Here is a 22,916-nt window from a genome sequence, read left to right as displayed (position 1 = left end):
TACGCAACCGCGTACGCCTTTTTCCGTTTGGGCGCCGCCGCGACATGGCCGCGGTTGCGCCCGTCCCTGCCTCCTGCCTTACACCTCCGCCGTATACGGCGGGGCCGGGTCGTACTGGATCAGCCTGCGCACGGCGCGGGCATGGTCCGGGTCATGAATCTGCCCCACCAGCCACAGGGCCATGTCGATGCCCGCCGAAACGCCCTGCGAGGTGACGATGTTGCCGTCGCGCACGTAGCGCATGTCGGGCAGCAGGGTCAGTTGCGGATCGCGGCCCAGTTCTTCCGCATACGCCCAGTGGGTGGTGGCCTTGCGCCCACGCAGCAGGCCCGCCGCATGCAGGATCAGCGTGCCGGTGCACACGGCGGTCACCCAGCGCGCCGTGGCGGCCTGGGCCGTTACCCACTCCAGCAGGCCGGGATCGGACAGGGCGTGGCGGGTGACGTCGGCGGTACCGGGCAGCACCAGTACATCCAGCGGCGGCGCATCGGCAAAGGTGTGGTCGGGGATCATGCGCAGGCCGCTCGCGCCCCGCAACGGTTCGGGCCGCGCGGCAATGGTCACGATGGTGTCGTTGCCGCCCGCGATGTGCCGGGACGCGGCAAACACCTGCTGCGGGCCGACGAAGTCCTGCTCCGCCACCTGTTCGTAAATGTACAGGCCGTACGTGGTCATGGGTGCTCCTTTGGTGCGATGATTGCGATTGATGCGGTTGATGCGGTTGGTGGTGCGCCGGACAACCCCGGCGTCCGCTGCATGTCAGACTCATGTGGGGCACATGTGGGGCACTCGTAAGGCACATGCCTGCACATGCCGCCGGATGGCGCAGCGGACCAGACCAGCATGCATCACCGCATCGGACCGCCACAACGACACATGCCCCGCAGTTTGCGCCATGGGCGGAACCGCGGGGCATCATGCACTACCGAAAATGAACGGGCCTTCCGGCTCTGGCGCGCCGCGTCAGCGGCTGAAATGCTCCAGGTACTGGCTGGGGGTCACCCCCATGCGCCGCTGGAAGGCCCGGCGCAGCCGTTCCTCGCTGCCGAATCCGGCGGCAACGGCCACGGTCTGCATGTGCGATTCGCCCGATTCCAGCAGTTCGCGCGCCCGGTCCAGCCGCAACTGCTCCACGTAACGCGCCGGGCTCATGCCCGTCTCCTGCGGAAACACCCGCGCGAAGTGGCGCGGGCTCATGTGGGCCTGCCTGGCCAGACGTTCCACGTCCAGTTCCTCGCCCAGGCGGGCCTCCATCCATGCGTGCAGCGGGCCAAACCGCGCCCCGGCCCGTGCCTGCGCCCGCAGCGGCGCGCTGAACTGGCTCTGGTTGCCCACCCGCCGCCGGTACACCACCAGCAGCCGGGCTACCTCCATGGCCGTGGCCGGGCCAAGGTCCTCTTCCACCAGGTGCAGGGCAAGATCGATGCCCGCCGTCACCCCGGCGCTGGTCACCACGCTGCCGTCCCGCACGAAGATGGCGTCCGGCTCCACCCGCACCGCCGGATAGGCAGCGGCCAGCCGGGCACAGGCCTGCCAGTGGGTGGTGGCCCGACGCCCGTCCAGCACGCCGCAGGCGGCCAGCAGCAACGCCCCCGTGCAGACGGAAATCACCCTGCGCGACCGCGCGGCCAACCCGGCCACCAGGGCGCGCAGGTCCGGGTCGTCCCCTTCCCTGCCCGGCGTCACCCCGCCAGGCACCACCAGAGTGTGCGGGGCCGCACCCCCCGGCCCGGAGCCACCCGTTTCGAACATGTCCGGCGCGGCATCAGCCAGTACGGACAATCCCGACGACGACACCACCGGCCCCGCCACCTGCGCCACGAAATGGCAACGGTACGGCGTGGGGCGACCCTGTCGTTCGGCCAGCCGGGCCGCGCAGGAGAACACGTCGAGCGGGCCGGCAAGGTCCAGCCCCACGAAGCCGGGATAGAGAACGAACACGACAGGGCGGGCAAGCTGCGGCATGGGGCCTCCGGACAGGGCTGCGCGTGACGGAAGGGGGAACGGAAGGGAAGACAAGGGAGAACGGCTGGCGGACGGGCACTGCGCACAGTCTATGCGCACACCTCCATGGCGGCAATGCCCCGTATCACGCATTTTCTGCCATCACCTCCCACACACCCGAATATTCTGCGGCAACAGCTGCCCACATAACAGCACCGGTTCCCATGCATGATGGGGCAATTCCCGCAGCCCCCTTGCACGATATCTCAGGAACGTTGTAGGATAGAAAAGTAGCCCGACATCTTGAGCAAAATCTGCGAAGCAGCGTTGACGAACCGCCATGCACGGTCACAGACCGGACCATCATGATGGCGCACAGTCCGTCCGCGCGCATCGCCCACCACCCGGACCCTGCACAGCATCGCGCGCACATTTCACCTGCCTCCCGGGGCGGCCATGCCATACAGCCTGAACCTCATCGACCCCACCTGCGCCATGCGGCAGTGCATCCCCCGCCACCGCGCCGACGGCCGGGTCGACTACCGGGAACTGGGCTACGTGCAGACCGTCTGCGCGGGCATGATCATCGCGGAAATCGTACCCACCCCGCCGGGACGGCAGGGCGCCGACGACCCGGCCAGACTGCTGGGCGAAGGGTGCGTCCTCGACCCCGAAAGGCCGGATCAGGTCCGCGCCACCCGCGACGGCCATCTGGAATGGGACGACAGCCGTCTGTCCGTGCCGGATTTCCTGCTGGTGGACGAAGACGTCACCTACCACGTGGGCAACATCCGCTACCCCGGCGACATGACCGTCAACGGCCTTGTGCGGCAGGGCTTTCACCTGCACGCCCGTGCCCTGCGCGTGTCTGGCCTGCTGGAAGGGGCCCATGTGCGCTGCCGCACTCTGGATGCTGCGGGCGGCATCAAGGCCGGAGGCGAGGGCGACATCCGCGCCACGGACGGCGTGCACGCCAGCTTTGTGGAAAACGCCCGGCTGTCGTCGGGCGGCGACATGGTGGTGGCAGAATCGGCCATGCACAACTACCTGCTGGCCGGAGGAACCCTGTTCGTGGGCGACAGGCTGGTGGGCGGCAGGGCCACGGCCCGCACCCGCATAGAGGTGCGCGGACGCCTGGGCGGCGGCCTTTCCACGCTGACGCGGGTCCAGGTGGGCTCCGACCCGTTTCTGGTGGACACCCTGCGCCGCATCAACGCCCGGCTGCAGCATGCCGAAGACATCATGCTGGCCTGCACCAGACTGGCCGGGCGCGGCGGCATGATCGGCCGCAATGCCACCGCGCGCGCGGAACGCTACGCCTCTGCCCTTCGCAGGTTGAACGACTGCAAGAACGACCTGTTGCGCCGCATCGCCGACACGACCAGCCTTTCGGCCTGCTCCGTGGCCGTACCGGGCGAGGTGCGCCCCGGCGTGCAGGTGCGCATGGGCCTTCAGGTGCTGAAAATACAGGATTTCCTGTCCGACGTGCGTTTCGAATGGCACGGCGGCGAAATACACACCCTCCAGCCCGCAATAAAGAAAACCTGACATGGACTTTGCAACGCTGCTCGGCATCGTGGGGGGCCTTGCCCTCATCATCACGGCCATCATGATGGGTGGATCGCTGTTGGCCTTCGTGGACATTCCCTCGGTGGTCATCGTCATCGGCGGCACCATCACCGCGATCCTGGTCATGTTCCCCATGGAGGTGGTGCTGGGCTCCGTGCGCATCGCCGTGCGCACCTTCCGCTTCCGCAAGGAAAATCCCCTGCGCGTGGTGGACGACATCTGCGGCCTGGCCGACAAGGCCCGGCGCGAAAGCCTGGTTGCGCTGGAAAAGGTGGCCCTGGCCGACGAATTCCTGAAAAAGGGCGTGCGCATGGTGGCCGACGGCTCGTCGCAATTCCAGGTGCAGTCGCTGCTGGATTCCGAGATCAACTTCATGAAGCAGCGCCACCGGCGGGGTCAGGCCGTATTCAAGGGCCTGGGTTCCGCCGCGCCCGCCTTCGGCATGATCGGCACCCTGGTGGGCCTCGTGAACATGCTCCAGAACCTCTCGGACCCCGGCAGCATCGGCCCGGCCATGGCCGTGGCCCTGCTGACCACCTTTTACGGCGCGGTGCTGTCCAACCTGGTGTTTCTGCCCATGGCCAAGAAGCTCGAGGAACGGTCCATCGACGAGCAACTGCTGTTGCAACTGAAGATGGAAGGGGTGCTTTCCATCATGAACGGCGAGCACCCCACGTTGATCCGTGAAAAGCTGATGGCCTTCCTGCCCCCCAACATCCGCGAAAAGGGCTAGCCCGTGGCGGCGAACAACGACCAGGAGCAGCGCCCCGCCCCCCCGAACCGGGGCGACGACGGCGGCGACGGGGGCAGCGAGGTCCCCGAGTGGATCGTGACCTTTGCGGACATGATGTCGCTGCTGCTGTGCTTCTTCATCCTGCTGCTGTCGTTCGCCAAGACGGACATCGCCAAATTCCAGGTTACCCTGGGCTCCATCCGCGAGGCTTTCGGCGTGCAGCGTGAACGACCGCAGGACGTGCAGGCCGCCTTTTCTCCCGCGCCCGAAATTCGCGCCCTGGACGAATCGGACCTGGTCAAGGCCGAAAAGGAACTGCTGGAAGTTGCGCGCATGCTGAAGGAAATGGTCAACGAACGGGCGGAAGTCACGAAGAACGCCATCGTCAGCGCCGAAGAGGGCGGCGTGACCCTGCGGGTGAATTCACGCGTGCTGTTCGCCGAAGGCACGGCGGAACTGACGCCTGCCGGGGCGGAGCTTTGCCGCTCCGTGCATGCGTTGCTGCTGAAGCACAAGTACGACCTGATCGTGGAAGGGCACACCGGCTCGCGCGAGCCCATCGGCCAAGCATATCCCACCTATTGGGAACTGTCGTCGGCCCGCGCGGTGGTCCTGTTGCGGCACATACTCGACCTTGGGCTGAATCCGCGCCGGGTCAAGGCCGTGGGCTACGGCGACACCCGCCCCCTCGTGCCCGAGGAAACCGACGTCCGGGCGCTGAACCGCCGGGTGGAGTTCTTCTTTCGCCCCTATGGGGGAGGCGCGGGTCGGTAGCACGGCGGCACGCCTCAGGCCTTGCCCCATCCCCCGCCGTCCGACCCACCACCCGGCCAGCCTTCCATCCCGCTTCCCTTCTCCCCGCCAGCCCCGCCGCCCGGCAGCTCACCAGACGAATCGCCAGACGAATCACCAGACCAGCCCCCGGGGGCGAACATCTTCACCGCCGTCTCGATCAGGCCCGGTTCCATGAAGTCGGCGCTGCGTTCCAGCTGCCGGTTGGCGGCGCGGCGCATACCCGCCACGAAGGGCTCGGCCTCCGGACCGTGCGCGGCGTTCAGGGCGTCGGCCACCGTGGGGCACAGGTAGTGCACGCACAGCGGCGACTTGAAGAGATGCAGCGTACAGCCTGTGGCCGTCAGGTACGGGCAGCCCCGTTCCCCCATGGGCGCGCCGTGGGCATGGTGGGCTCCCTCCTCGGCCTGAAGCCGGGCCAGCGCATCGCCCATGCGCAGGGCAAGACCCGTGGGGTGCTGCATCATGACGTCCGACAGGCTGAACACCACGTTGTGGCTCCGGTTGCAGCAGCCCAGCGGTGGGCGTTCGCAGCTGTCGCGGCAGATGTGCTTGGTGGTGTGGTCCTGCACCATGCCCAGTTGGCGGGTGTACAGGGAATAGCCGATCAGCGCGTGGCGCAGCCCGGCGTCCATGGTGCCCGGCCCTCCCAGCGCGAGCAGGTGCGCGCTCAGCCGGGCAACCTGATGGCGCACCGTGCGGGCCGAAAGCAGCGGGTGGGCACGACGGGCGAACAGGACGACGTCATCCGCCACATCGAGGTTCGCGGTGCGGTCATCCAGACCGGGCAGGGCTTCGAGCCAGCCGTCAATGGGCATGGAGGGGGCACCTTTTGCGGAGAGCGGGGTGGGTGACACCCCGCCGGGAAATACGGCAAGCGCGCCGGAAACGCCCCCCCCCTCAGCATGCGTACGCAACATGCGCACCATCATGCATGGGGCGGCACGCCGACAGGGTATCGTCAGCCACACAACGCGGTGCACGACACTTCCCGCCCATGACCGTCCCCTTCGACATAGCACGCGGCTTTCCGCATTGTACACTGTAATTGCGATGCGTTGCCGCCCCAGTGGCGACTTGCTCCAGACATGCGCTGCCTGCCTCACACATCATTTATGCAACGTTGTACTTTCTCAAAAAAATGTGACGCTCCATCCCCCTTTCATTCCGCCCGCAGAAAAACGCGAAGGGGCATGGCCCAAAGGCCATGCCCCGTTGCATTCCGCACCAGCAGTGCCGGTACGGCCCTGTCGTTCTTGCGGCCGGCACCCTGCGTCGGTCACGCCGCGCGGCCGCAGTGCGACACGGCTAGAACTCGTAGACCAGGTTGAAGGTCAGCTTCTTGGCGGCGTTCAGGTCTTCGCCGTTGGCGCCCCAGACATCTTCATCCAGATCCAGGCGGATGTAGCCCATTTCAAGAATGAAGGTGAGGTTTTCGTAGATCTGGTAGGTGTGGTCGAAGTTCACTTCCCAGGCGCTGTCCTCGTCGGTCAGGAACACGCCGCCACCAGCCGGGGCCAGCGCGTCGGCGAGGCCGGAAGTATCCTTCACCAATTCGGAATCGTTGGTGCCGCGCATGTAGGCCACGCGCAGGACGTGCGACAGGTTTTCGACGAACGAGATGTCGGCCAGTTGCACGCCGACGCCCCACAGGCCCGCGCCATTGAGGGCGAACTGGCTGTCCTGGTTGAACACGGAGCCGGGGAAGCCAAAGCTGGTGGGCGCCCAGGCGTTGGGCGAGATGGAGGGCATGCGCTCGGAGCCGTTGTCGAGGTCGTCGTCTTCGCCGCTGCCGTACCAGGCGAACACGCCGGGGGTCATCATCTCCATCTTGTATTCGACCATGCCCGAAACCAGCCAGCCTTCGCGGGTGGCGTAGTCTTCGTCGGCGTCCTTGTTGCCGTAAGTGAAGTCCATCTTCACGGCAAAGGGATCGAACATGGTCAGTTCAAAGGCCACGCCGCCCCACCACGCATTGTGGGTGGTGGTGTCGTCGCCGGTCAGCAGGCCGGTGCTCTGGCCAAGGCTCTGCATGCCGTCCTGGAAGATTTCCCACGATTCGGTGTCGGTGCCGTCCACGTCCTTGCCCACCGAGGCGTACAGGAGGTACGGGGTCACGCTGACGCCGTCCAGGGTCACCGGCGCGGTCAGGCCGAACACGTCCACTTCGTCGAAGTCGTTGTTGTCGTCGGCGGTGTTGCCGGAATCGTTGTCGTAGGGGCGCGCCCAGAAGGCGGTGAGGCCCACGTTGTCGTTGACGGCATAGCTCAGCACCAGGGCGGCCACGTCCTCGTCGCTCAGGATGGGGCTGGCGCCGAAGGTGGCGCCGGGCAGGTCCATGCCCTGCAGGCCCATGCGCACCTTCAGTTCGGTTTCGGGCACCATCCAGTCGATGTACGACCGGCGCACCTTCACCGACTTGCCGTCGGAACCCAGCGCGCCGTCTTCCTGGCCCCAGGTTGTGGTGCCCATTTCCAGGAACACCACGCCGCGCAGCGATTCGCTGGCAATGATGTCGATCTGGGTGCGCAGTCGCTGGTGCGCCGCGAAATCATCTTCGCTCTCGCCGCCGTCATCGGCGGAACGATAGTTCATGCCGTCGGTCCACGAAAAGTCGAAGGCCCATTCGCCCTTGGCCTCGATGGTGGCGGCGTTCGCCGAAGTCACCGCGCCGCACAGCAGCGCCGCGCCGAGCAACAGCGTGATCAAACGTTTCATGTTTCCTCCTTCCTTGCAGGAATATGCTGCGGACCGGGCGACAGTGGCGCCGCGCGGCCCCGTGCAACGCCGCGCCGCGCAGGGGTACGGTGGACGTTTCCGTGCTAGATACTGAAAATGATTTTCACAGTCAATCTCATAAACAAAAACATTTCGTTCCTCACCAGCGGCGCGTTTCCCCCTGCACATCCGGCACCCGGAACCGCATCGCAAGCGCACTGCCTGGCGCCACGGGCACCTTGCCGCGCACGCTCCGGGCAAATGTCCCCGTCGGGCCTGCCCGCGCGCGAATATTCCAATATTGAAACACGCTTGAAACGTTTCGCGTCATATCGACACGCAACCAAGCCGCCACCTCGCACGCCTGCCGTCACGTTCCAGCATGACACACGACAGCAACCATGCATTTCCTACCGCAACGGTTGTATTTCTACTATACCAATGCAGTATACAATCAAATCTACCACGCAAGTAGACTACTATTTTTCGCAACACCACTTCCACGGTAGTCTTTATTGTGCTACACAGCCTTCAAACACATTCGCATTCGCGACGCCACAATACGGTGCAACGATCATTCTTCTGCGCTCGACATGACAACGACGAACGCAGAACAGGAGGTTCGCATGTCCACATCCACCGCAACCCCGCAAGCGGCCCACGGCCAGCCGGAAGCGCCACCCGCCGCGCACGCCGCAACGGGGCTTCCGCAACCCGGCCCCGGCCCATGGGAACCGGGCAGGCGGGTCATCGCGCCGTCCCTTGCGCCGCTGCCCGGCCACCAATGGCAGGAAGAACCGCTGATGTCGCACGACGGCATGCACGTGGCCGCCGTGGTCCGGCAGGAGGACGACAGCTTCACCATGCGCGTGGACGACGGCGTCTGGGACGCGGGTTTCGAGAAAGTCTGGTCGCCGCGCTTCCTGCCCGACGGGCGGCTGGCCGCCATCGTCCAGCAGGACGGGGAATGGACCGTGGCCGTGGACGGCGAAGCGTGGCCGGAAACCTACGGATTCATCTGGTCGCTGCTGCACGGCCCCGCCGGCAAGCTGACCGCCGCCGTGCAGCAGGACATGCGCTACGGCATGATCGTGGACGGCGAGCCTTGGGAAACGCTGTACGAGAACGCCAACAATTTCGCCCTCAGCCCCGATGGACGCCGCACCGCCGCCGTGGTGCAGACCGTGCCGCTGGGCCAGGCCGACATCGAGACCTTCGTACGGGGCGTGTACAGCATTGCCGTGGATGGCGAGGCGTGGGGCCGCAACTTCATGAACGTGTGGACACCCGTGTTCGACAACCGCAACGACCAGGTGGCCGCGCAGGTGCGCCTTTCCCATTCCGAATACACCGTGGCCGTCAACGGCACACCGTGGCCCGCCGCCTTTCCCTGCGTGTGGGAACCGTGCTTCGACCCGGCCACCGGCGCGGTGGCCGCCCCGGTGCGCAAGGATGGCCGCTGGGGCATGGCCCTGGATGGCACCCTGCTGTGGGAAGCGCGCTTCTTCCAGTGCTGGTCGCCCGCCTGGAGCCGCGACGGGCGGCACCTGTGGGCCATCGTTGCCCCCGGATACGGCAACTTCACCGTGGCCCGCGATGCATCGCCCTGGCCGTTCACCGCACCGGTGATCACCGACCTTGTCCTGTCGCCCGACGGCACCCGCGCCGCGGCCCTGGCCAGCAACGACAACACCGTCTGGCAGGTGGTGGTGGACGGCGTGGTCTGGCCCGGCAAGTGGGACATGGCCTGGCGGCCCGTGTTTAGCCCGTGCGGACGGCACGTGGCGGTGCGGGTGCGCGAGGGCAACCGTGAAACGGTGCTGCTGGATGGCCGCCCGTGGCGCGATGCCTTCACCACGGCGTGGGACCCGATGTTCGGCCCCGCCGATTCCGGAACCGGCACAACCGTACTGTTGCGGGGCATCCGCGACGGCGCGTGCGAACGGTGGGTTGCCACCCCCGACGACTTCAGGGCCTGACGGGCCAGCGGAGGCACTGCAATGCAGCAACTGTACAATTTCGCCGTGGGGCCCCTGGCCTGGGTTGCCTGGGCCGTGTTTCTGGGCGGGTCGGCCTGGCGCCTGGCCTCCATGTGGGCGCTGGCCCGCAAGAAGGACATGAATGCCGTTGCCTACATGGATGTGCGCTTCGCCGCGCGCTCCATGGCGCACTGGGCGACCCCCTTCGCCACCCTGGGCTGGCGGGCCAACCCGGCCGTCACCGTGGCCACCTTCGCCTTTCACACCGCGCTTGGCCTGCTGCTGCTCTTTGCGCCGGGGCACGCGGTACTGTGGGATTACGCCTTCGGCGTCAATGTCTGGTCGTTACCCGAAGGTATCGCCGACACCCTGACCGTGCTGGTCATCCTGCTGTGCGGGTTCTTCGCGTGGCGCAGGCTTCAGTTGCCCACGGTCCGCTTCGTCACCCGGCCCATGGACTGGCTGGTGCTGGCGCTGGTGGCCGTGCCGTGCATCACCGCCTTCCTGGCCAAGCAGCAGATCGGCGACAACCTGCTGCTGTCCACCCTGCACGTGCTGTCGGGCGAGGCCACGCTGATGGCCCTGCCCTTCACCCGGCTGTCGCACGCCATCTTCTCGCCCTTCACCAGGGCCTACATGGGCTCGGAGTTCGGCGGGGTGCGCCACTGCCCCGACTGGTAGGCAGGGCCGCAAGACTGGCAGGACAGGCAAAACAGGCAAGACAGGGCAGGCGGAAGGACCGACCGGATTCATCGGAGGGGCGCACCGCGCCATCCCACGGGAGACAACCACATGAGCGCAACGGAATTCTCGGGCATCGCGGAACGCCGCATAGAAGACGCCAACCTCGTGCGGGGCGTGGCCGCCCTGACGCGCGAACGCATCGAACGCGTGGTCAAGGCGGTGACCAGGGGCGAGGCCGGGGCGCGCCTGGCCGTCTACCATGAAACCTGCATGCGCTGCGGCATGTGCGCCGACGCCTGCCACTACTGCATCTCGCACGACGGCGACCCCACCTATTCGCCCGTGGGCAAGATGGAACAGACCATGTGGAAGCTGCTGCGCACCGGCGGCAAGGTGGACCCGGACGACATCTACGGCATGGCCCAGATCGCCTACACGGAATGCAACCTGTGCCGCCGCTGCGTGCACTACTGTCCCGTGGGCATCGACACCGGCTACGTCATGAGCCTGGTGCGGCGCATCTGCCATCGCCTGGGCGTGGTGCCGCTGTACATCCAGGATACCGCGCACAGCCACTCCGGCACCATGAACCAGATGTGGGTCAAGGAAGACGAGTGGATGGACAGCCTGGTGTGGCAGGAAGACGAGGCGCGCAGCGAAATTCCCGCGTTGCGCATCCCCTTCGACAAGGAAGGGGCGGACTTCATGTACTCGGTCATCGCGCCGGAACCCAAGTTCCGCACCCAGCTCATCTACCAGGCGGCGGTGATCTTCGACCAGGCCGGGGTGGACTGGACCATGCCCTCGTCCCCCGGCTGGGACAACAGCGACATGTGCATGTTCACGGGCGACTACGAAATGATGGGGCGACTGAAGCGCTGCCACTTCGAACTGGCCCAGAAGCTGAAGGTCAAGCGCATCGTCATGGGGGAATGCGGGCACGCCTTCCGGTCCGTGTATGACGTGGGCAACCGCTGGCTGGGCTGGAAGAACCACCCCGTGCCCATCGTGCATTCCGTGGAATTTTTCTGGGAACTGCTGACCGAGGGCAAGATAAAGCTGGCCAAGAAGTTCGACGAGCCGGTGACCATCCACGACCCGTGCAACATCATCCGGGGGCGCGGCCTGATGGACAAGCTGCGCGAGGTCACCCACGCCCTGTGTTCCAACGTGGTGGAAATGTCCCCCACGCGAGAACACAACCTGTGCTGCTGCGCGGGCGGCGGGGTGATCAACTGCGGCCCGCCCTTCAAGGGCGTGCGCCTGGCGGGCAACAAGGCCAAGGCCGACCAGCTTGCCGCCACGGGCGTGCACACGGTGGTTGCCCCCTGCCACAACTGCCACGGCGGGCTCGAAGACATCATCAACCACTACAAGCTCGGCATGCACACCAAGTTCCTGGGCGACCTGATCTACGACTGCATGGAAAAGCCCGGCGCCGCGTAGGCACGGCAAGGAGCACCCGATGAAGGCACCACGTTCCCTGCCGCAGGCAAACCGCATGGCAAGCCAACTGGCGATCGTGACCGCGATCCTGGCCGCCGCGCTGCTGTTCCTGCTGTTGCCGCCCGTGGCCATGGCCCCGGCGCAGGAAGACATGAAGCACCTGGCCCCGGAAGCCCTGGCCCCGCAGTCGCGCCCCGCCGCCCGGTTCGTGCACGACACGCACAACGAAAAGGCCAGGATCGACGAATGCGGCACCTGCCACCACGGCACCACCGAGGACGGACGGCGCGACGCCACGGCCGCCACGTCCGAGGGCACCCCCTGCGCCGACTGTCATTCCGCGCATGGCGGCAAAAGCGGCAAGGGCACCCCGCTGGAACGCGCCTACCACCGCCAGTGCATGGGCTGCCACAAGGAACAGGGCAAGGGCCCCACCACCTGCGGCGGCTGCCACACCAAGGTCTGAGACGCAACGGCAACACGGCAACAACGGTAACCGGCCCCCTGCGGCATCCTGCGTCACACCGGACGGAGAACACCCCGGAGAATACATGGACACCGTGCACCTTGCCCCCGACGGAACGCTTCGCGCCCCCGACGGAAGCACCCACGCCGATCCGCTGCCCTGCCTGCGGCTGGCGGCGGTGCTGGACGCGGGCTGCACGCTGCGCACGTTCTTCGCCCTGCTGACCCGGCACGCCGAACTGCAACGCCTTGGCCCGTTCCTGCCCGCCGCCGTGGCCGAGGCGGCCCGCTGCCCGGCCGAAGACTGCCGGGCCGAGGGGCTGACCGGGCTTGCCCTGCGCAAGACGGTGGACCTCATCGGCTACCCCGGCGGCCCGCGCGCGGAAATCTACCTTTCCTTGCGGGCTCTCGCGCCGGGGGCGGGCAGCCCCTGCGGCCGCGACGGCGAAACGGAACACGAAATCAGGTTCATCCCTCTCGACGCCCTTCTGGATCTGCCGCTCTCGCTGGGCGGCCTGCGACACGTGGTTTTCGGGGACAGGACGCGGGTGCTCGACTGCGAGACCACCTTCAGCCTGTTCGAAGTCATCGAGGGCCTCGCATGGGAGCTCGGCTTCCAGGGCGGCGCCAGACACTGCAGCCTACGGAGGTAAACGCCATGTTCGGTAAGATCCTCTTTGCAACGTCGGCCTCGCCGGCATGCGACAACGCGGCCAAGGTGGCCTTCGAACTGGCCCGGCGCAACGAGGCGCGCCTGTACGTCTTCCACGTGCTGGGGGTGCCCACGCGCGGCTTCGGCCAGTACGTGCGCGACCTGAAGTCGGGCGAGGAAGAAGTGGCCGACGCGGACTACCGCGAATGGGTCACCGAGGAACTGAAGCACGTCTACGAGACCCAGTTCAAGGAATTCGGCCCGCCCAACGCCGCGCTGCAACTGGCCGTGGGCGTGCCGCACACCGAAATCCTGCGCTTTGCCCGGCAGGAAGGGGTGGACCTGATCGTCATGGGCGCGCACGGGCGCGACGAGGACGCCGCCGCCTCGCGGGTGCGTTCCATCATCGGCAACACCATGCAGAAGGTGGCCAAGTCCGCCCGCTGTCCGGTGCTGATCGTCAACCGGCCCTGCAACACCTGCTGGCACATGTTCTCGAACATCGTCTTCAGCACCGACTTCTCCAAGCCCGCCGACGCGGCCTTCCAGTTTGCCTACAAGACCGCGCGCGAGGTGGGCGCCAAGCTGTACCTGTTCCACGCCAGCGACCTTGGCGGTTCCGGGCTGTACCCCAGCCAGGCCGAGATCGAACGCCAGTTGGAGCGGGCGCGCAAGCAGATGCAGGACAGGTACGTGAGCAAGATGACCGACTACGACAACTACCAGGTGGAAATCTGGGAAGGCACGCCGTATGTGGAAATCCTGAAGTACGCCCGCGACCGCAAGGCGGACCTCATCGTCATGGCCCACCACGCCAGGGATGTTCCCGCCGAGGACGCGGAAATCGGGTCCACCGTGGAGCAGGTGGTGCTGCGCTCCGCCTGTCCGGTGGCCAGTGTCACCCATGAAGAACGGGTAGCCTAGGGGCTGTTTCAAATTGTCCTTTCGCCCGTTGGCTGACCGACCCGAAGGGCGCGTAGCGTGCCCGTTAAACGAGCCTGCGAGTTTTACGGGCATCGAGAGCGCAGAGTGGTCAAACTTCGCCCGCCAAGGCTTTGCTGTCCTTATCCGTAAGACTCGCGCTATGCGCTCGCCTAACGGCTAGGGCTCGGTCGAATACGAGAAGAGTACGCGTTGCGGTCCTCAGCCGTAATGCTCGAAGACTCGCATAACGGCTGAGGCACTCCCTCATGGCGGGCTTGTTTTCCTTGCCAACGAACGAAAAACCTAATTTGAAAACAGCCCTTCTAAAAAACAACCGAGCGGGTAGGCCCATGGCGCTGGTGCTGGTGGTGGACGACGACCTGTCGTTCCGGTTCTTCCTGAAGGCCCTGTTCGAAACCGACGGGCACGAGGCAGTGGCAGCCCGCAACGGCGCGGAGGGTCTGGAAACTGCCCGCAAGCGCCGCCCCGACCTGGTGGTGCTGGACGTGATGATGCCGGGCGGCGGGGGCCTGCCCATGTACCGCGCCATGCAGGCCGACCCCGCCCTGCGTTCCGTGCCGGTGATCATGCTGTCCGGCGTGGGCGGGGCCACCTTTGCCCACGGGCTGTCCATGTGCCAGGCTGCGGACGGGGGTGGAAGGGACGCGGAGGTGAACGAGCCGTTCGCCTACGTGGAAAAGCCCCCCCGGCCCGACAGGCTGCTGGAACTGGCCCACCGGGCGCTGAACGCAGCCGGAAACGGAACGCCGGAAATGGCAGGACGGCCCGAACGGGCAGGACGGGCAGGACGGGCAGGACGGGCAGAACAGGCAGCATGGACGAAACAGGACGGAACCGGGGCGACCCCGGACGGAATACCCCGGAAGACAGGGCAGGCAACGGCGTCACCGCGCGCCGCCACGCACGACGCCAAGGAGAATGAGCGCATGCCGTACAAGATACTGGTCGTGGACGACGACCCCTACATCGTGAAGTACATGGTGGATATCCTTTCCGACAACGGGTACGCCACCTGCTCTGCCTCGGACGGCAGCGAGGCGCTGGAGGTGCTGCAGCGCGAGCGGCCCGACCTCGTGACGCTGGACCTGGAAATGCCCAACGAGTGGGGCCCGCGCTTCTACCGCAAGATGACCAAGGAAGACGCCTTTCGCGACACACCGGTCATCGTCATCAGCGGGCTGTCGGGCATCCACCTGGCCATTCGCAACGCCGTGGCGTCGCTGAAAAAGCCCTTCGACCCCAACCGCCTGCTGGAAATCATCCGCGAAACGCTGGAAAAACGCGGGGAACTGGCGGCGGAAGCGCCAGTGACTCACCAGTAGCGCGGCAGTTACCACTGGCACGACAGGGATCAGCCGGCGGCTGGTCGCCGACGGCAGGCATTGCGGCCCGCGTCGGCGGCGCATGCCGTCCGCTCGGGCACGCATACCGTTCGCCGGACCACGCACGCGCTTGTTGCTGACATGTCGTGCCACATGCCACGCGCCACGTACCGCCGGGGCGGGCAATGCCCTCCCCGGCGGCCCGTCCTTGTTCTTTTTTGCACAGCATGAAACAATCCGCCACGGGTGGCGCCCGCCCCGCGCATGCCCGCCGCTCGCCGGGAGAGCGACAACGCCCGGGGCACGACAATACCGGGACCTCCCCCTCCCTTTCCCGATGACCGCGTCCGGGCACGCACGCACGACACAGGGACCGTGCCCCCGACCGTGAACCGGATTCAGAGGAGCCGCGCATGGGCGCATCGATCCTGCTGGTGGACGACGAGGAAGGCATCCGCACCGTGCTCGGCATCTCGCTTGCCGACGCGGGGTACGACGTGACCACCGCCGCCAGCGGCGAAGAGGCCCTGGCCCGGTTCGCCGAGCGCAGGCCCGACATCGTGCTCACCGACATCAAGATGCCCGGCCTGTCCGGGCTGGACCTGCTGGAACGCCTGAAGGCCGCCGACCCGGAGGTGGAGGTCATCATGCTGACCGGCCACGGCGACATGGATCTGGCCATCCAGAGCCTGAAGCGCGACGCCACCGACTTTCTCACCAAACCCGTCAACGACGACATGCTGGAAGTGGCCCTGCGCCGCGCCGAGGAACGCATCTCCATGCGCCAGCGCCTGCGCGGGTACACCGAAAACCTGGAGCAGATGGTGCGCGACCAGTCGGCCCGACTGGTGGAGGCGGAACGCCAACTGGCCGCGTTGCAGGTCATGGACGGCATTGCCAGCGGCATCCGTTCACTGTGCAGCGCCCTGGACGACGGCGGACTGTTCAACGAACTGCCCTGCTTCGTGGCCGTGCACAACGCCGACCTCGAAATCGTTTCCACCAACCAGTTGTACAAGGAACGCCTGGGCCACCGCATCGGCAGCCGCAGTTGGGAGGCCTACGCCGGGCGCGGCCCCGGCGACCGGCTGTGCCCGGTGATGCGCGTGCTGGAAACGGGCGAGGGGTTCCGCTCCAACGAGGTACTGCTGGGCAGGAACGGGCAGGAGATACCGGTCATCGTGAACACCGCGCCCATCTACGGCAACGACGGCGAGGTGGAACTGGTGCTGGAGCTTTCGGTGGACATTTCCGAGGTGCGCCGCCTGCGCGAAGACCTGCGCCTGACCCGCGAACGGTTCCGCCAGCTGTTCGACGAATCGCCCTGCTACGTGGCCGTGATGGACCGCGACTTCAGCGTGGTGGAAGCCAACCGCAGATACCGCGAGGATTTCGGCGACCCCACCGGCCGCCGCTGCCACGACGCCTTTGCCCACCGTCTGGCCCCCTGTTCCGGCTGCCCTGCCGGGCGCACCTTTGACGACGGGCGGCCCCATCAGGCGGAAACCGTGGTCACCGCGCGCGACGGGCGGCAGGTCAACGTGCTGGTGTGGACGGCCCCCCTGCGCGACGCCGAGGGCGCCATCACCGAGGTCATGGAGATGTCCACGGACATCACCGAACTGCGCCGTCTGCAGGACCGGCTGTCGCAACTGGGGCTGCTGCTGGGGTCCACGGCGCACGGCATCAAGGGGCTGCTCACCGCGCTGGACGGCGGGGTGTACCGCCTTGGCAGCGGCATCGCGCGCGGCGACGCGGCGCGGGTGCAGGACAGCCATCAGGACATCCGCCACCTGGTGGACCGGTTGCGCAAGATGGTGCTGGACCTTCTGTACTACGCCAAGAACCGCGAACTGAACTGGGAAGTGGTGGTCACCCGCGCCTTTGCCGAAGAAACGGCAGCGCTGGTGGAGGCCAAGGCCACGGAACGCGGGGTGCGCTTTGTGCGCGATTTCGTGGCGACCGGGCCGGGAACCGGATCAGGAACCGGGCCGGGAACGGAAGCGACGACGGGAGCGGAGGCTGGCGCAACCGGCGACACGACCGACCTCGGCACCTTCGAGGGGGACACCGGGGCGCTGTCGTCGGCGCTGGTGAACCTGCTGGAAAACGCCGTGGAAGCCTGTGCGGCGGACACCCGCAAGCAGGACCACGCCGTCACCTTCCGGGTGCGCGGCACGCCGGACGAGGTGACCTTCACCATCATCGACAACGGCACCGGCATGGACCGCGAAACCCGCGAGAAGCTGTTCACCCTGTTCTTCTCGTCCAAGGGCACCGCGGGGACGGGCATCGGCCTGTTCGTGGCCAGCCAGGTGGTACGGCAGCACGGCGGGCACATTGCCGTGGCCTCCGAACCCGGCGAGGGCAGCACCTTCACCGTGTCGCTGCCGCGCCGCCTGCCGGACGCGGTAAGGCGGGGGGATGGGGAGGAAGGGGAACGGCATGCCAGCGACGCATGACCGCCAGTGTGGATGAAACGGCGTTGCCACTGAAGGGACTAGGCACCGTCGGCAATCGGCACTTGCGCGGCAGGCGGGCACGGCATATGTAGTCATCAAGACTACACGGAGTTTGCCATGAAGCCCACATCCATCCGGCTTGACGAAGCCACCCTCGCCTCCATCGACGGCATGGCCCAGGCCCTGGGCCGCAGCCGGGCGTGGATCATTCAGGACGCACTGGCCAAGTACCTGGCCCACGAGACATGGTTCCATGAGGAAGTCCGCAAGGGCCAGGCCGACCTCGCCGCCGGGCGCACCGTTGCGCACGGGGACGTCCGCGACCGCCTTGCCGCGCTTGGCGTTGACCCTGACCGGGCCGCCCGGTGATCCGCTGGGCGGAATCCGCTGCTGACGACCTTGTGGAAGCGGTGCGTTTCATCCGGCTGGATTCGCCGGAGGTTGCGTCTTCCGTGGCCGCCCGCATCGTCGCCGCCGTGGAATCGCTGGCCGCGCTGCCCGCGCGGGGCAGGCCGGGTCGCGTTGCGGGCACCCGTGAACTGCGACTCGCCGACCTGCCCTATGTCATCGTGTACGCTGCCGCCGGAACCCACGACATCGACGTCATCCGCGTGCTGCATACCCGCAGGGCGTGGCCGCCAGCCTAGGGCATCCGCCCCGGCCACTCTCCGGTCCTCACCCGCAGCACCGCCCGCACCCCGTGGCCCTGCGATGCACGGTGAAACTCGAGTTCACCGCCCATCTCGCGGGCCAGCTTGCGCGTGGCCATGAGGCCCACGCCGCTGCCGCCCGGCTTGGCGGAAACGAAGGCGGCAAAGTCGTCTGAGGGTGCACTGCCCGCCTGCTCCTGCCCGACCTGTTCAGGAAAACCAGGGCCGTTGTCCTCCACCGCGTATTCGATGCCGGGCACGCTGACAGCCCCAGCCTCCCCGGCTCGTGCGGCATCACCACCCGCTGCGTCGGGCAACGCCACCCGGCGGCTGCGCAGGAGCACCTGCCGGATGACGTTCGTGTCGTCATCGGCAGATTGTTCGCCGTTCTGCCCCCCAACCACCCCGCCATCCGCCTCGAACGCCTCGATGGCGTTCACCGCCAGATCCGTCAGGCAGCGATGCACCGCGTCCGGGTCCAGCATGGCCGGTTCCGGCCCGGCCCCGGCGTCCAGCGCCAACGTCACCCCTGCCGCCGCCGCGCGTGGGGCCAGCAACCGGGCCACGTCGCGCAGGGGGGCGTCCGGGTCGCACGGGCGCGGGGCAAGCGCCGCTGCCCGGCCCATGTCCAGCAAACGCATGGCCAGATCGCGCACCCGCGCCACGTCGTCGCGCACCATGCGCCAGCCCTGTTCCAGGTAGTCGCGCCGGTCCAGTTCCAGCCCTTTTTCCAGCACGAACATGGCCCCTTCCAGCCCGCCCGCCACGTTCTTGATGGCATGGGCCAGCCCCGCCGCCGTCTCGCCCACGGCGGCCAGCCGTTCGGCGTGCAGCAGCTCGCGGGTGCGCTGGGCCACCAGTTGTTCCAGTTCCTCTGTATGACGGCGCAGGGCCTCGCGCAGGGCCATGCGCTGGCGGGCGCGGTCCAGCGCCACTTCCAGCGCCTCCGGGGCCACCGGCTTGGTCAGAAAGTCGCCCGCGCCATGGCGCAGACTGGACACGGCAAGCTCCATGTCGCCGTGCCCGGTCAGCACCAGCACCTCCACGCCGGGAAATTCCGCCTTCACCGCGCGCAACAGGTCGATGCCGTCCATGCCGGGCATGCGCACGTCGGTCAGCACCACGGCGGGCGGGTTCGCGCGGACCACGGCCAGCGCCTCCGCGCCAGACGCCGCCGTGCGCACCGCGCAGCCCATGTCGGTCAGCAGCAGCGCCAGCACGGTGCGGATGCCTTCCTCGTCGTCCACAAGTAAAAGGGGCAAGAGTGGCCGTTGGGATGGGGGCGCGCTCATGCCGCGCCCCCTTCACCGGGTACCGGTTTGGCGGCAGAATCCGCTCCTCCCGCCCCCCCCGCTCCCACGCTATCCACCGCCCCCATCGCCCCCATCGCTCTGGACGTCACCGGAAAATGCAGGGTGAAGCACGCCCCGCCCTCCGCCACGTTGGACGCCTGGATGGACCCGCCGAACTCCTTGACCAGCCCGTAGCTGATGGAAAGCCCCAGCCCCGTGCCCTTGCCCACCTTCTTGGTGGTGAAGAACGGCTCGAAAATGCGCGGCAGCAGCGCCGGGGGTATGCCGCCGCCGGTGTCGCACACCCGTGCCGTCACCCGGCGGTCGTCGGCCACCGTCTCCACGGTGATGCGGCGCGGCGCGCCCGGTTCCTTCTCGCTGCGTTCCTCTATGGCGTCGCGGGCGTTCAGCAGAAGGTTGATGAACACCTGCTCCAGCCGGTTGGGCACGGCCATGACCGGGGGCAGCGGCTCGGCCAGCCGCCATTCGATGTCGATGCCGCGCAGCGACAACTGGCGGCTGAAGAATTCCGTGGCGTTTTGCAGCACCGCGTTCACGTCCACCCGTTCCAGCGCCAGGTCCGCCCGGCGTCCGAAGTCGCGCATGTGCCCGATGATGCGGCTGGCCCGGTCCACATGGCCGTCGATCTCGCGGGCCATGGTGGCCAGGATTTCCGGGTCGATGGGTTCGCCGCGCGTCACCTTGCGCAGCAGGAACCCCCCTGCGGTCTTGATGACCGTCAGCGGCTGGTTCAGTTCGTGGGCAACGCCCGTGGCCATTTCGCCCAGGGTGGCCATCTTGCCCGCCTGGATCACCTTCTGCTCGGCCTCCAGCCGTTCGGTGATGTCGGTGGTGGTCACCAGCAACACCTGCCGGGCCAGGTATTCCGCCGGGGAAAGCATGATGTCCACGTGAAAGGGCCTGCCGTCGCGGGCCACGTTTCGGGCGCGGTTCAGCACGGTGAAGGCCCGCAGTTGCGAGGCGTAGCGCTCGCGCTCGTCCGGGGGAAACAGGTCGAGGAACGAACGGCCCTTCATTTCCTCGTGCGGCCAGCCGTAGACCTTTTCCGCCGTGGAGTTGCAATCCACCACTTCCAGGGTCTGCTGGTCCAGCACGAACACGGCGCTGGGAATGTGGTTGAAGATGGCGTGGTATTTCAGCTCGGAGCGGCGCAGCTTTTCTTCCAGTTCCTTGCGGTCGGTGATGTCCAGGGTCATTTCCATGGCCGCCGTCACCTTCCCCTCCGCATCGAACACGGGCGAGGTGTGCACGATCCAGTGCGCCCGGCTGCCGTCGGTATGGAAACCGCTTTCCTCGCTGCAGTGGGGCAGGCCGGTCTGCATGGTCATTTCCACGGCGCAGTTGGGGCACTTGCCGGTGCGGCCCTTGTAGGCCTGAAAGCAGAAATCGCCGGGCTTCGGCGTGAAGTTCTCGCGGAACATGCGGTTGTAGCGCAAGAGCCGCAGGTTGCGGTCCTGCACGGTGATGGCGCAGGGCACCTGATCGAACAACCGTTGGTACTCGTCGCGCTGGCGGTTCAGTTCCGCCCGCTTCTGGGTGATGTCGCGGTCCATGCGGGTGATGGCCCCGGCCAGTTCGCCGATCTCGTCCTGCTGGCGCACGTCGGAAAGGTCCACCGTCTCGCCGCGCGCCACGGCGCGGGTGCCTTCGATGAGCCGGGCCACGGGCCGCGTCAGGAAGCGCCGCAGGAACAGATGCACCGCCGTGGCCCCCAGCAGGAACACCGCCGCCGCCAGGGTGACCACCCGGGTCTGGAAGGCCAGCACCTCGGTTTCCGCGTCCTCCAGCGAAAGCACCACTTCCAGCGCGCCCAGCACCAGCTTGTCCGCCGGGTGGAAGTGGCAGGGCTCGCCCGAACAGCCGGGCTCGTTCATGATGGGGGTAAGGCTGCCCAGCAGGCGGCGGCCATCCGGGTCGGTGAACACGCGGGTGCGCTCGCGCAGGGCCAGCCACTGGCGCGGTTCCGCCGTGCGGTGGCAGGCGGCGCAGGCCTCGTCGCGGATGTTGGTGCGGCGCTCCACCTCGTCCGGGTCGCCCGAAAACTTGATGACGCCTTCCTTGTTGTAGATGCGGATGGAGACGATGTCTTTCTGGCGGGCCACGTCGCTGATGATCTGGTTGATCTCGTCGCGGGCGTTCAGCATCATGGCGTAGCGCGCGCCCAGGCGGATGGTGGTGCCCAGGCGGTCGCCCCCGGCGGCCAGTTCGTCGTGCAGGTGTTCGCGCTGGTAGCGGATGCTGCCCAGCGACAGCACCAGCACCCCCAGGAACAGGGCCGCGCCGCTGCCCGCCACAACCTTGGCGGCCAGGCTGCCGCCCGGCAGGCCGCGCAGGCGCCGGACCCACCCGGTCATGCCGGATCGCCCGGGTTCTCCGGTCCGGCTGGCCCGTCCATACCCGCCGGACCTTCCGGTTCGCACGGCTCCGATACCCGTCGCGGGCCGGACATTCCGGGCCGCGCGGACAACCCAGATGTGGCAGATGGGGCAGACTGGATGGGCTGGGCGGCACTGGCAGCGTCACACGCCGCCGCCTGCCAGCCGCCGTCCGCCGATTCTGCCATGCCCGCCGGTTCTGCCATGCCCGCCGGTTCCGCAAGCCCTTTCAGGACGCGCAGTTCCCGCTCCGCCTCCCGGCGGTGCTCGGCCACGGTGCCGGGGCACCAGTCGCCGAACTTCACCCCCTGGTCCACGTAGCGCAACAATTCTCCAAAGGTAATGGCGTCCAGCCGGGCGAACATGGCCCGGCTGCACTCCTTCCAGACCATGCGCGTGAGGCAGCCGGGGGCATGGCTGCAGTTTTCTTCGTCGCGACCGCACCCCACCATTTCCGCACCGCCTTCCAGCACGCGCACCACGTCGCCCACGGAAATGTCGTCGGGCGCGCGCCCCAGGCGATGCCCGCCATTGGGCCCGCGCTGGCTTACCAGCAGGCCTGCCTCTTTCAGCGATCGGCTGATCTTTTCCAGATACTTCTGCGATACATCCAGCCGGCGCGCCACGTCGCGCATCAGCACCGGCCCCAGGCGGCTGTGCTGGGCGATATCCAGCATCATCCGCGTGCCGTAGCGGCTGTTGGTCAGCAATCGCATGCCCTGCCCCCTCGGTTGGCGATCTCCTCGCGGCCCTTCACGAAGCCCCACACGCCCGTGCCATGCCGCGTCCGCGCACGTCGCATCCACTCCACCCACATGCATGCGGGAAATGGTGCATGCGTCATGCGCACCACTGCACCATAGCATA

General features: G+C 67.2%; 20 protein-coding genes and 1 pseudogene. 14 read left to right on the top strand and 7 right to left on the bottom strand.

Annotation, left to right across the window (positions count from 1 at the left end; translation table 11 throughout):
- Positions 1 to 78 precede the first annotated feature (78 nt).
- Complete coding sequence (locus DESTE_RS13730) at positions 79 to 675, bottom strand: DJ-1/PfpI family protein (protein ID WP_035068197.1); 597 nt, start codon at positions 673 to 675, stop codon at positions 79 to 81.
- 288 nt (positions 676 to 963) lie between these two features.
- Positions 964 to 1,965 (bottom strand): GlxA family transcriptional regulator, encoded by a 1,002-nt coding sequence (locus DESTE_RS13725; protein ID WP_035068196.1) that lies wholly within the window; start codon positions 1,963 to 1,965, stop codon positions 964 to 966.
- A 435-nt stretch (positions 1,966 to 2,400) separates the two neighbouring features.
- Here DESTE_RS13725 and DESTE_RS13720 point away from each other — a divergent pair, with 435 nt between their 5' ends.
- Genes DESTE_RS13720 through DESTE_RS13710 form a run of 3 tightly spaced genes read left to right on the top strand, consistent with a single transcriptional unit; the run spans position 2,401 to position 5,020 of the window.
- On the top strand, positions 2,401 to 3,492 hold the full coding sequence (locus DESTE_RS13720) for a FapA family protein (RefSeq protein WP_035068195.1): 1,092 nt from the start codon (positions 2,401 to 2,403) through the stop codon (positions 3,490 to 3,492).
- Position 3,493: 1 nt separating this feature from the next.
- Complete coding sequence (locus tag DESTE_RS13715; protein WP_035068194.1) at positions 3,494 to 4,246, top strand: motility protein A; 753 nt, start codon at positions 3,494 to 3,496, stop codon at positions 4,244 to 4,246.
- Between the two features lie 3 nt (positions 4,247 to 4,249).
- The gene (locus DESTE_RS13710) at positions 4,250 to 5,020 is read left to right on the top strand and encodes an OmpA/MotB family protein (RefSeq protein ID WP_035068193.1); all 771 of its coding nucleotides are present in this window, start codon (positions 4,250 to 4,252) and stop codon (positions 5,018 to 5,020) included.
- A gap of 14 nt (positions 5,021 to 5,034) precedes the next feature.
- Here the strand turns inward: DESTE_RS13710 and DESTE_RS13705 are convergent, their stop codons facing one another.
- Both DESTE_RS13705 and DESTE_RS13700 read right to left on the bottom strand, forming a co-directional pair.
- A complete protein-coding gene (locus DESTE_RS13705) occupies positions 5,035 to 5,856 on the bottom strand; it encodes a hypothetical protein (RefSeq protein ID WP_035068192.1) in 822 nt (273 codons plus the stop codon).
- 490 nt (positions 5,857 to 6,346) lie between these two features.
- Positions 6,347 to 7,756, bottom strand: coding sequence for an outer membrane homotrimeric porin (locus tag DESTE_RS13700; RefSeq protein WP_035068191.1), 1,410 nt, complete (start codon positions 7,754 to 7,756; stop codon positions 6,347 to 6,349).
- Positions 7,757 to 8,382: 626 nt separating this feature from the next.
- Between DESTE_RS13700 and tmcD the strand changes: the two genes are divergently transcribed.
- The 11 genes and pseudogenes from tmcD to DESTE_RS13650 all read left to right on the top strand — a co-directional run bounded on the left by tmcD (position 8,383) and on the right by DESTE_RS13650 (position 18,358).
- Positions 8,383 to 9,735 carry an electron transfer complex subunit TmcD gene (gene tmcD / locus DESTE_RS13695; RefSeq protein ID WP_035068190.1) on the top strand — a complete coding sequence of 451 codons (1,353 nt, stop codon included), beginning with the start codon at positions 8,383 to 8,385 and terminating at the stop codon, positions 9,733 to 9,735.
- Between the two features lie 21 nt (positions 9,736 to 9,756).
- Positions 9,757 to 10,416 carry a TmcC family electron transfer complex membrane anchor subunit gene (gene tmcC, locus DESTE_RS13690; protein ID WP_035068189.1) on the top strand — a complete coding sequence of 220 codons (660 nt, stop codon included), beginning with the start codon at positions 9,757 to 9,759 and terminating at the stop codon, positions 10,414 to 10,416.
- A 111-nt stretch (positions 10,417 to 10,527) separates the two neighbouring features.
- Positions 10,528 to 11,865 carry an electron transfer complex ferredoxin TmcB gene (tmcB, locus tag DESTE_RS13685; protein ID WP_035068188.1) on the top strand — a complete coding sequence of 446 codons (1,338 nt, stop codon included), beginning with the start codon at positions 10,528 to 10,530 and terminating at the stop codon, positions 11,863 to 11,865.
- A gap of 19 nt (positions 11,866 to 11,884) precedes the next feature.
- Entirely contained in the window at positions 11,885 to 12,331 is a 447-nt protein-coding gene (gene tmcA, locus DESTE_RS13680; protein ID WP_084559469.1) for an acidic tetraheme cytochrome c3 TmcA, read from the top strand.
- Positions 12,332 to 12,416: 85 nt separating this feature from the next.
- The gene (locus DESTE_RS13675) at positions 12,417 to 12,983 is read left to right on the top strand and encodes a hypothetical protein (protein ID WP_035068187.1); all 567 of its coding nucleotides are present in this window, start codon (positions 12,417 to 12,419) and stop codon (positions 12,981 to 12,983) included.
- Positions 12,984 to 12,988: 5 nt separating this feature from the next.
- Entirely contained in the window at positions 12,989 to 13,906 is a 918-nt protein-coding gene (locus tag DESTE_RS13670) for a universal stress protein (RefSeq protein WP_035068186.1), read from the top strand.
- Between the two features lie 266 nt (positions 13,907 to 14,172).
- Positions 14,173 to 14,505 (top strand): annotated as a pseudogene (locus DESTE_RS18470) (response regulator); the annotation flags it as partial.
- A 348-nt stretch (positions 14,506 to 14,853) separates the two neighbouring features.
- The gene (gene divK / locus DESTE_RS13665; RefSeq protein ID WP_035070439.1) at positions 14,854 to 15,249 is read left to right on the top strand and encodes a DVU0259 family response regulator domain-containing protein; all 396 of its coding nucleotides are present in this window, start codon (positions 14,854 to 14,856) and stop codon (positions 15,247 to 15,249) included.
- A 413-nt stretch (positions 15,250 to 15,662) separates the two neighbouring features.
- Positions 15,663 to 17,711, top strand: a complete 2,049-nt coding sequence (locus tag DESTE_RS13660) for a hybrid sensor histidine kinase/response regulator (RefSeq protein ID WP_035068185.1) — start codon at positions 15,663 to 15,665, stop codon at positions 17,709 to 17,711.
- 117 nt (positions 17,712 to 17,828) lie between these two features.
- On the top strand, positions 17,829 to 18,080 hold the full coding sequence (locus tag DESTE_RS13655; protein WP_035068184.1) for a CopG family ribbon-helix-helix protein: 252 nt from the start codon (positions 17,829 to 17,831) through the stop codon (positions 18,078 to 18,080).
- Positions 18,077 to 18,358, top strand: a complete 282-nt coding sequence (locus DESTE_RS13650) for a type II toxin-antitoxin system RelE/ParE family toxin (RefSeq protein WP_035068183.1) — start codon at positions 18,077 to 18,079, stop codon at positions 18,356 to 18,358. Before DESTE_RS13655 ends, DESTE_RS13650 begins: the two co-directional genes overlap by 4 nt.
- Here the strand turns inward: DESTE_RS13650 and DESTE_RS13645 are convergent.
- The 3 genes from DESTE_RS13645 to DESTE_RS18085 are packed head-to-tail and all read right to left on the bottom strand — an operon-like array spanning position 18,355 to position 22,765.
- On the bottom strand, positions 18,355 to 19,653 hold the full coding sequence (locus DESTE_RS13645; protein WP_051384473.1) for a hybrid sensor histidine kinase/response regulator: 1,299 nt from the start codon (positions 19,651 to 19,653) through the stop codon (positions 18,355 to 18,357). The two genes, DESTE_RS13650 and DESTE_RS13645, sit on opposite strands and share 4 nt — an antisense overlap.
- Positions 19,650 to 22,028 carry a PAS domain S-box protein gene (locus tag DESTE_RS13640; RefSeq protein WP_156925367.1) on the bottom strand — a complete coding sequence of 793 codons (2,379 nt, stop codon included), beginning with the start codon at positions 22,026 to 22,028 and terminating at the stop codon, positions 19,650 to 19,652. Before DESTE_RS13640 ends, DESTE_RS13645 begins: the two co-directional genes overlap by 4 nt.
- Complete coding sequence (locus tag DESTE_RS18085) at positions 22,025 to 22,765, bottom strand: RrF2 family transcriptional regulator (RefSeq protein ID WP_156925366.1); 741 nt, start codon at positions 22,763 to 22,765, stop codon at positions 22,025 to 22,027. Before DESTE_RS18085 ends, DESTE_RS13640 begins: the two co-directional genes overlap by 4 nt.
- Positions 22,766 to 22,916 lie beyond the last annotated feature (151 nt).

Origin of the sequence: Nitratidesulfovibrio termitidis HI1, from assembly GCF_000504305.1 — a bacterium.
GTDB classification, from domain to species: domain Bacteria; phylum Desulfobacterota; class Desulfovibrionia; order Desulfovibrionales; family Desulfovibrionaceae; genus Cupidesulfovibrio; species Cupidesulfovibrio termitidis.
Note: the sequence above shows the minus strand (reverse complement) of the source record. Positions and strands in the feature narration are given on the sequence as shown.

Coding starts and splice junctions, on each gene's coding strand:
- DESTE_RS13720 (WP_035068195.1), top strand. CDS start 2,401: ATGCCATACAGCCTGAACCTCATCGACCCCACCTGCGCCATGCGGCAG.
- DESTE_RS13705 (WP_035068192.1), bottom strand. CDS start 5,856: ATGCCCATTGACGGCTGGCTCGAAGCCCTGCCCGGTCTGGATGACCGC.
- DESTE_RS18085 (WP_156925366.1), bottom strand. CDS start 22,765: ATGCGATTGCTGACCAACAGCCGCTACGGCACGCGGATGATGCTGGAT.
- tmcC (WP_035068189.1), top strand. CDS start 9,757: ATGCAGCAACTGTACAATTTCGCCGTGGGGCCCCTGGCCTGGGTTGCC.
- DESTE_RS13660 (WP_035068185.1), top strand. CDS start 15,663: ATGGGCGCATCGATCCTGCTGGTGGACGACGAGGAAGGCATCCGCACC.
- tmcA (WP_084559469.1), top strand. CDS start 11,885: ATGAAGGCACCACGTTCCCTGCCGCAGGCAAACCGCATGGCAAGCCAA.
- divK (WP_035070439.1), top strand. CDS start 14,854: ATGCCGTACAAGATACTGGTCGTGGACGACGACCCCTACATCGTGAAG.
- DESTE_RS13645 (WP_051384473.1), bottom strand. CDS start 19,653: ATGAGCGCGCCCCCATCCCAACGGCCACTCTTGCCCCTTTTACTTGTG.
- DESTE_RS13715 (WP_035068194.1), top strand. CDS start 3,494: ATGGACTTTGCAACGCTGCTCGGCATCGTGGGGGGCCTTGCCCTCATC.
- DESTE_RS13700 (WP_035068191.1), bottom strand. CDS start 7,756: ATGAAACGTTTGATCACGCTGTTGCTCGGCGCGGCGCTGCTGTGCGGC.
- tmcD (WP_035068190.1), top strand. CDS start 8,383: ATGTCCACATCCACCGCAACCCCGCAAGCGGCCCACGGCCAGCCGGAA.
- DESTE_RS13655 (WP_035068184.1), top strand. CDS start 17,829: ATGAAGCCCACATCCATCCGGCTTGACGAAGCCACCCTCGCCTCCATC.
- DESTE_RS13670 (WP_035068186.1), top strand. CDS start 12,989: ATGTTCGGTAAGATCCTCTTTGCAACGTCGGCCTCGCCGGCATGCGAC.
- DESTE_RS13730 (WP_035068197.1), bottom strand. CDS start 675: ATGACCACGTACGGCCTGTACATTTACGAACAGGTGGCGGAGCAGGAC.
- DESTE_RS13725 (WP_035068196.1), bottom strand. CDS start 1,965: ATGCCGCAGCTTGCCCGCCCTGTCGTGTTCGTTCTCTATCCCGGCTTC.
- tmcB (WP_035068188.1), top strand. CDS start 10,528: ATGAGCGCAACGGAATTCTCGGGCATCGCGGAACGCCGCATAGAAGAC.
- DESTE_RS13675 (WP_035068187.1), top strand. CDS start 12,417: ATGGACACCGTGCACCTTGCCCCCGACGGAACGCTTCGCGCCCCCGAC.
- DESTE_RS13640 (WP_156925367.1), bottom strand. CDS start 22,028: ATGACCGGGTGGGTCCGGCGCCTGCGCGGCCTGCCGGGCGGCAGCCTG.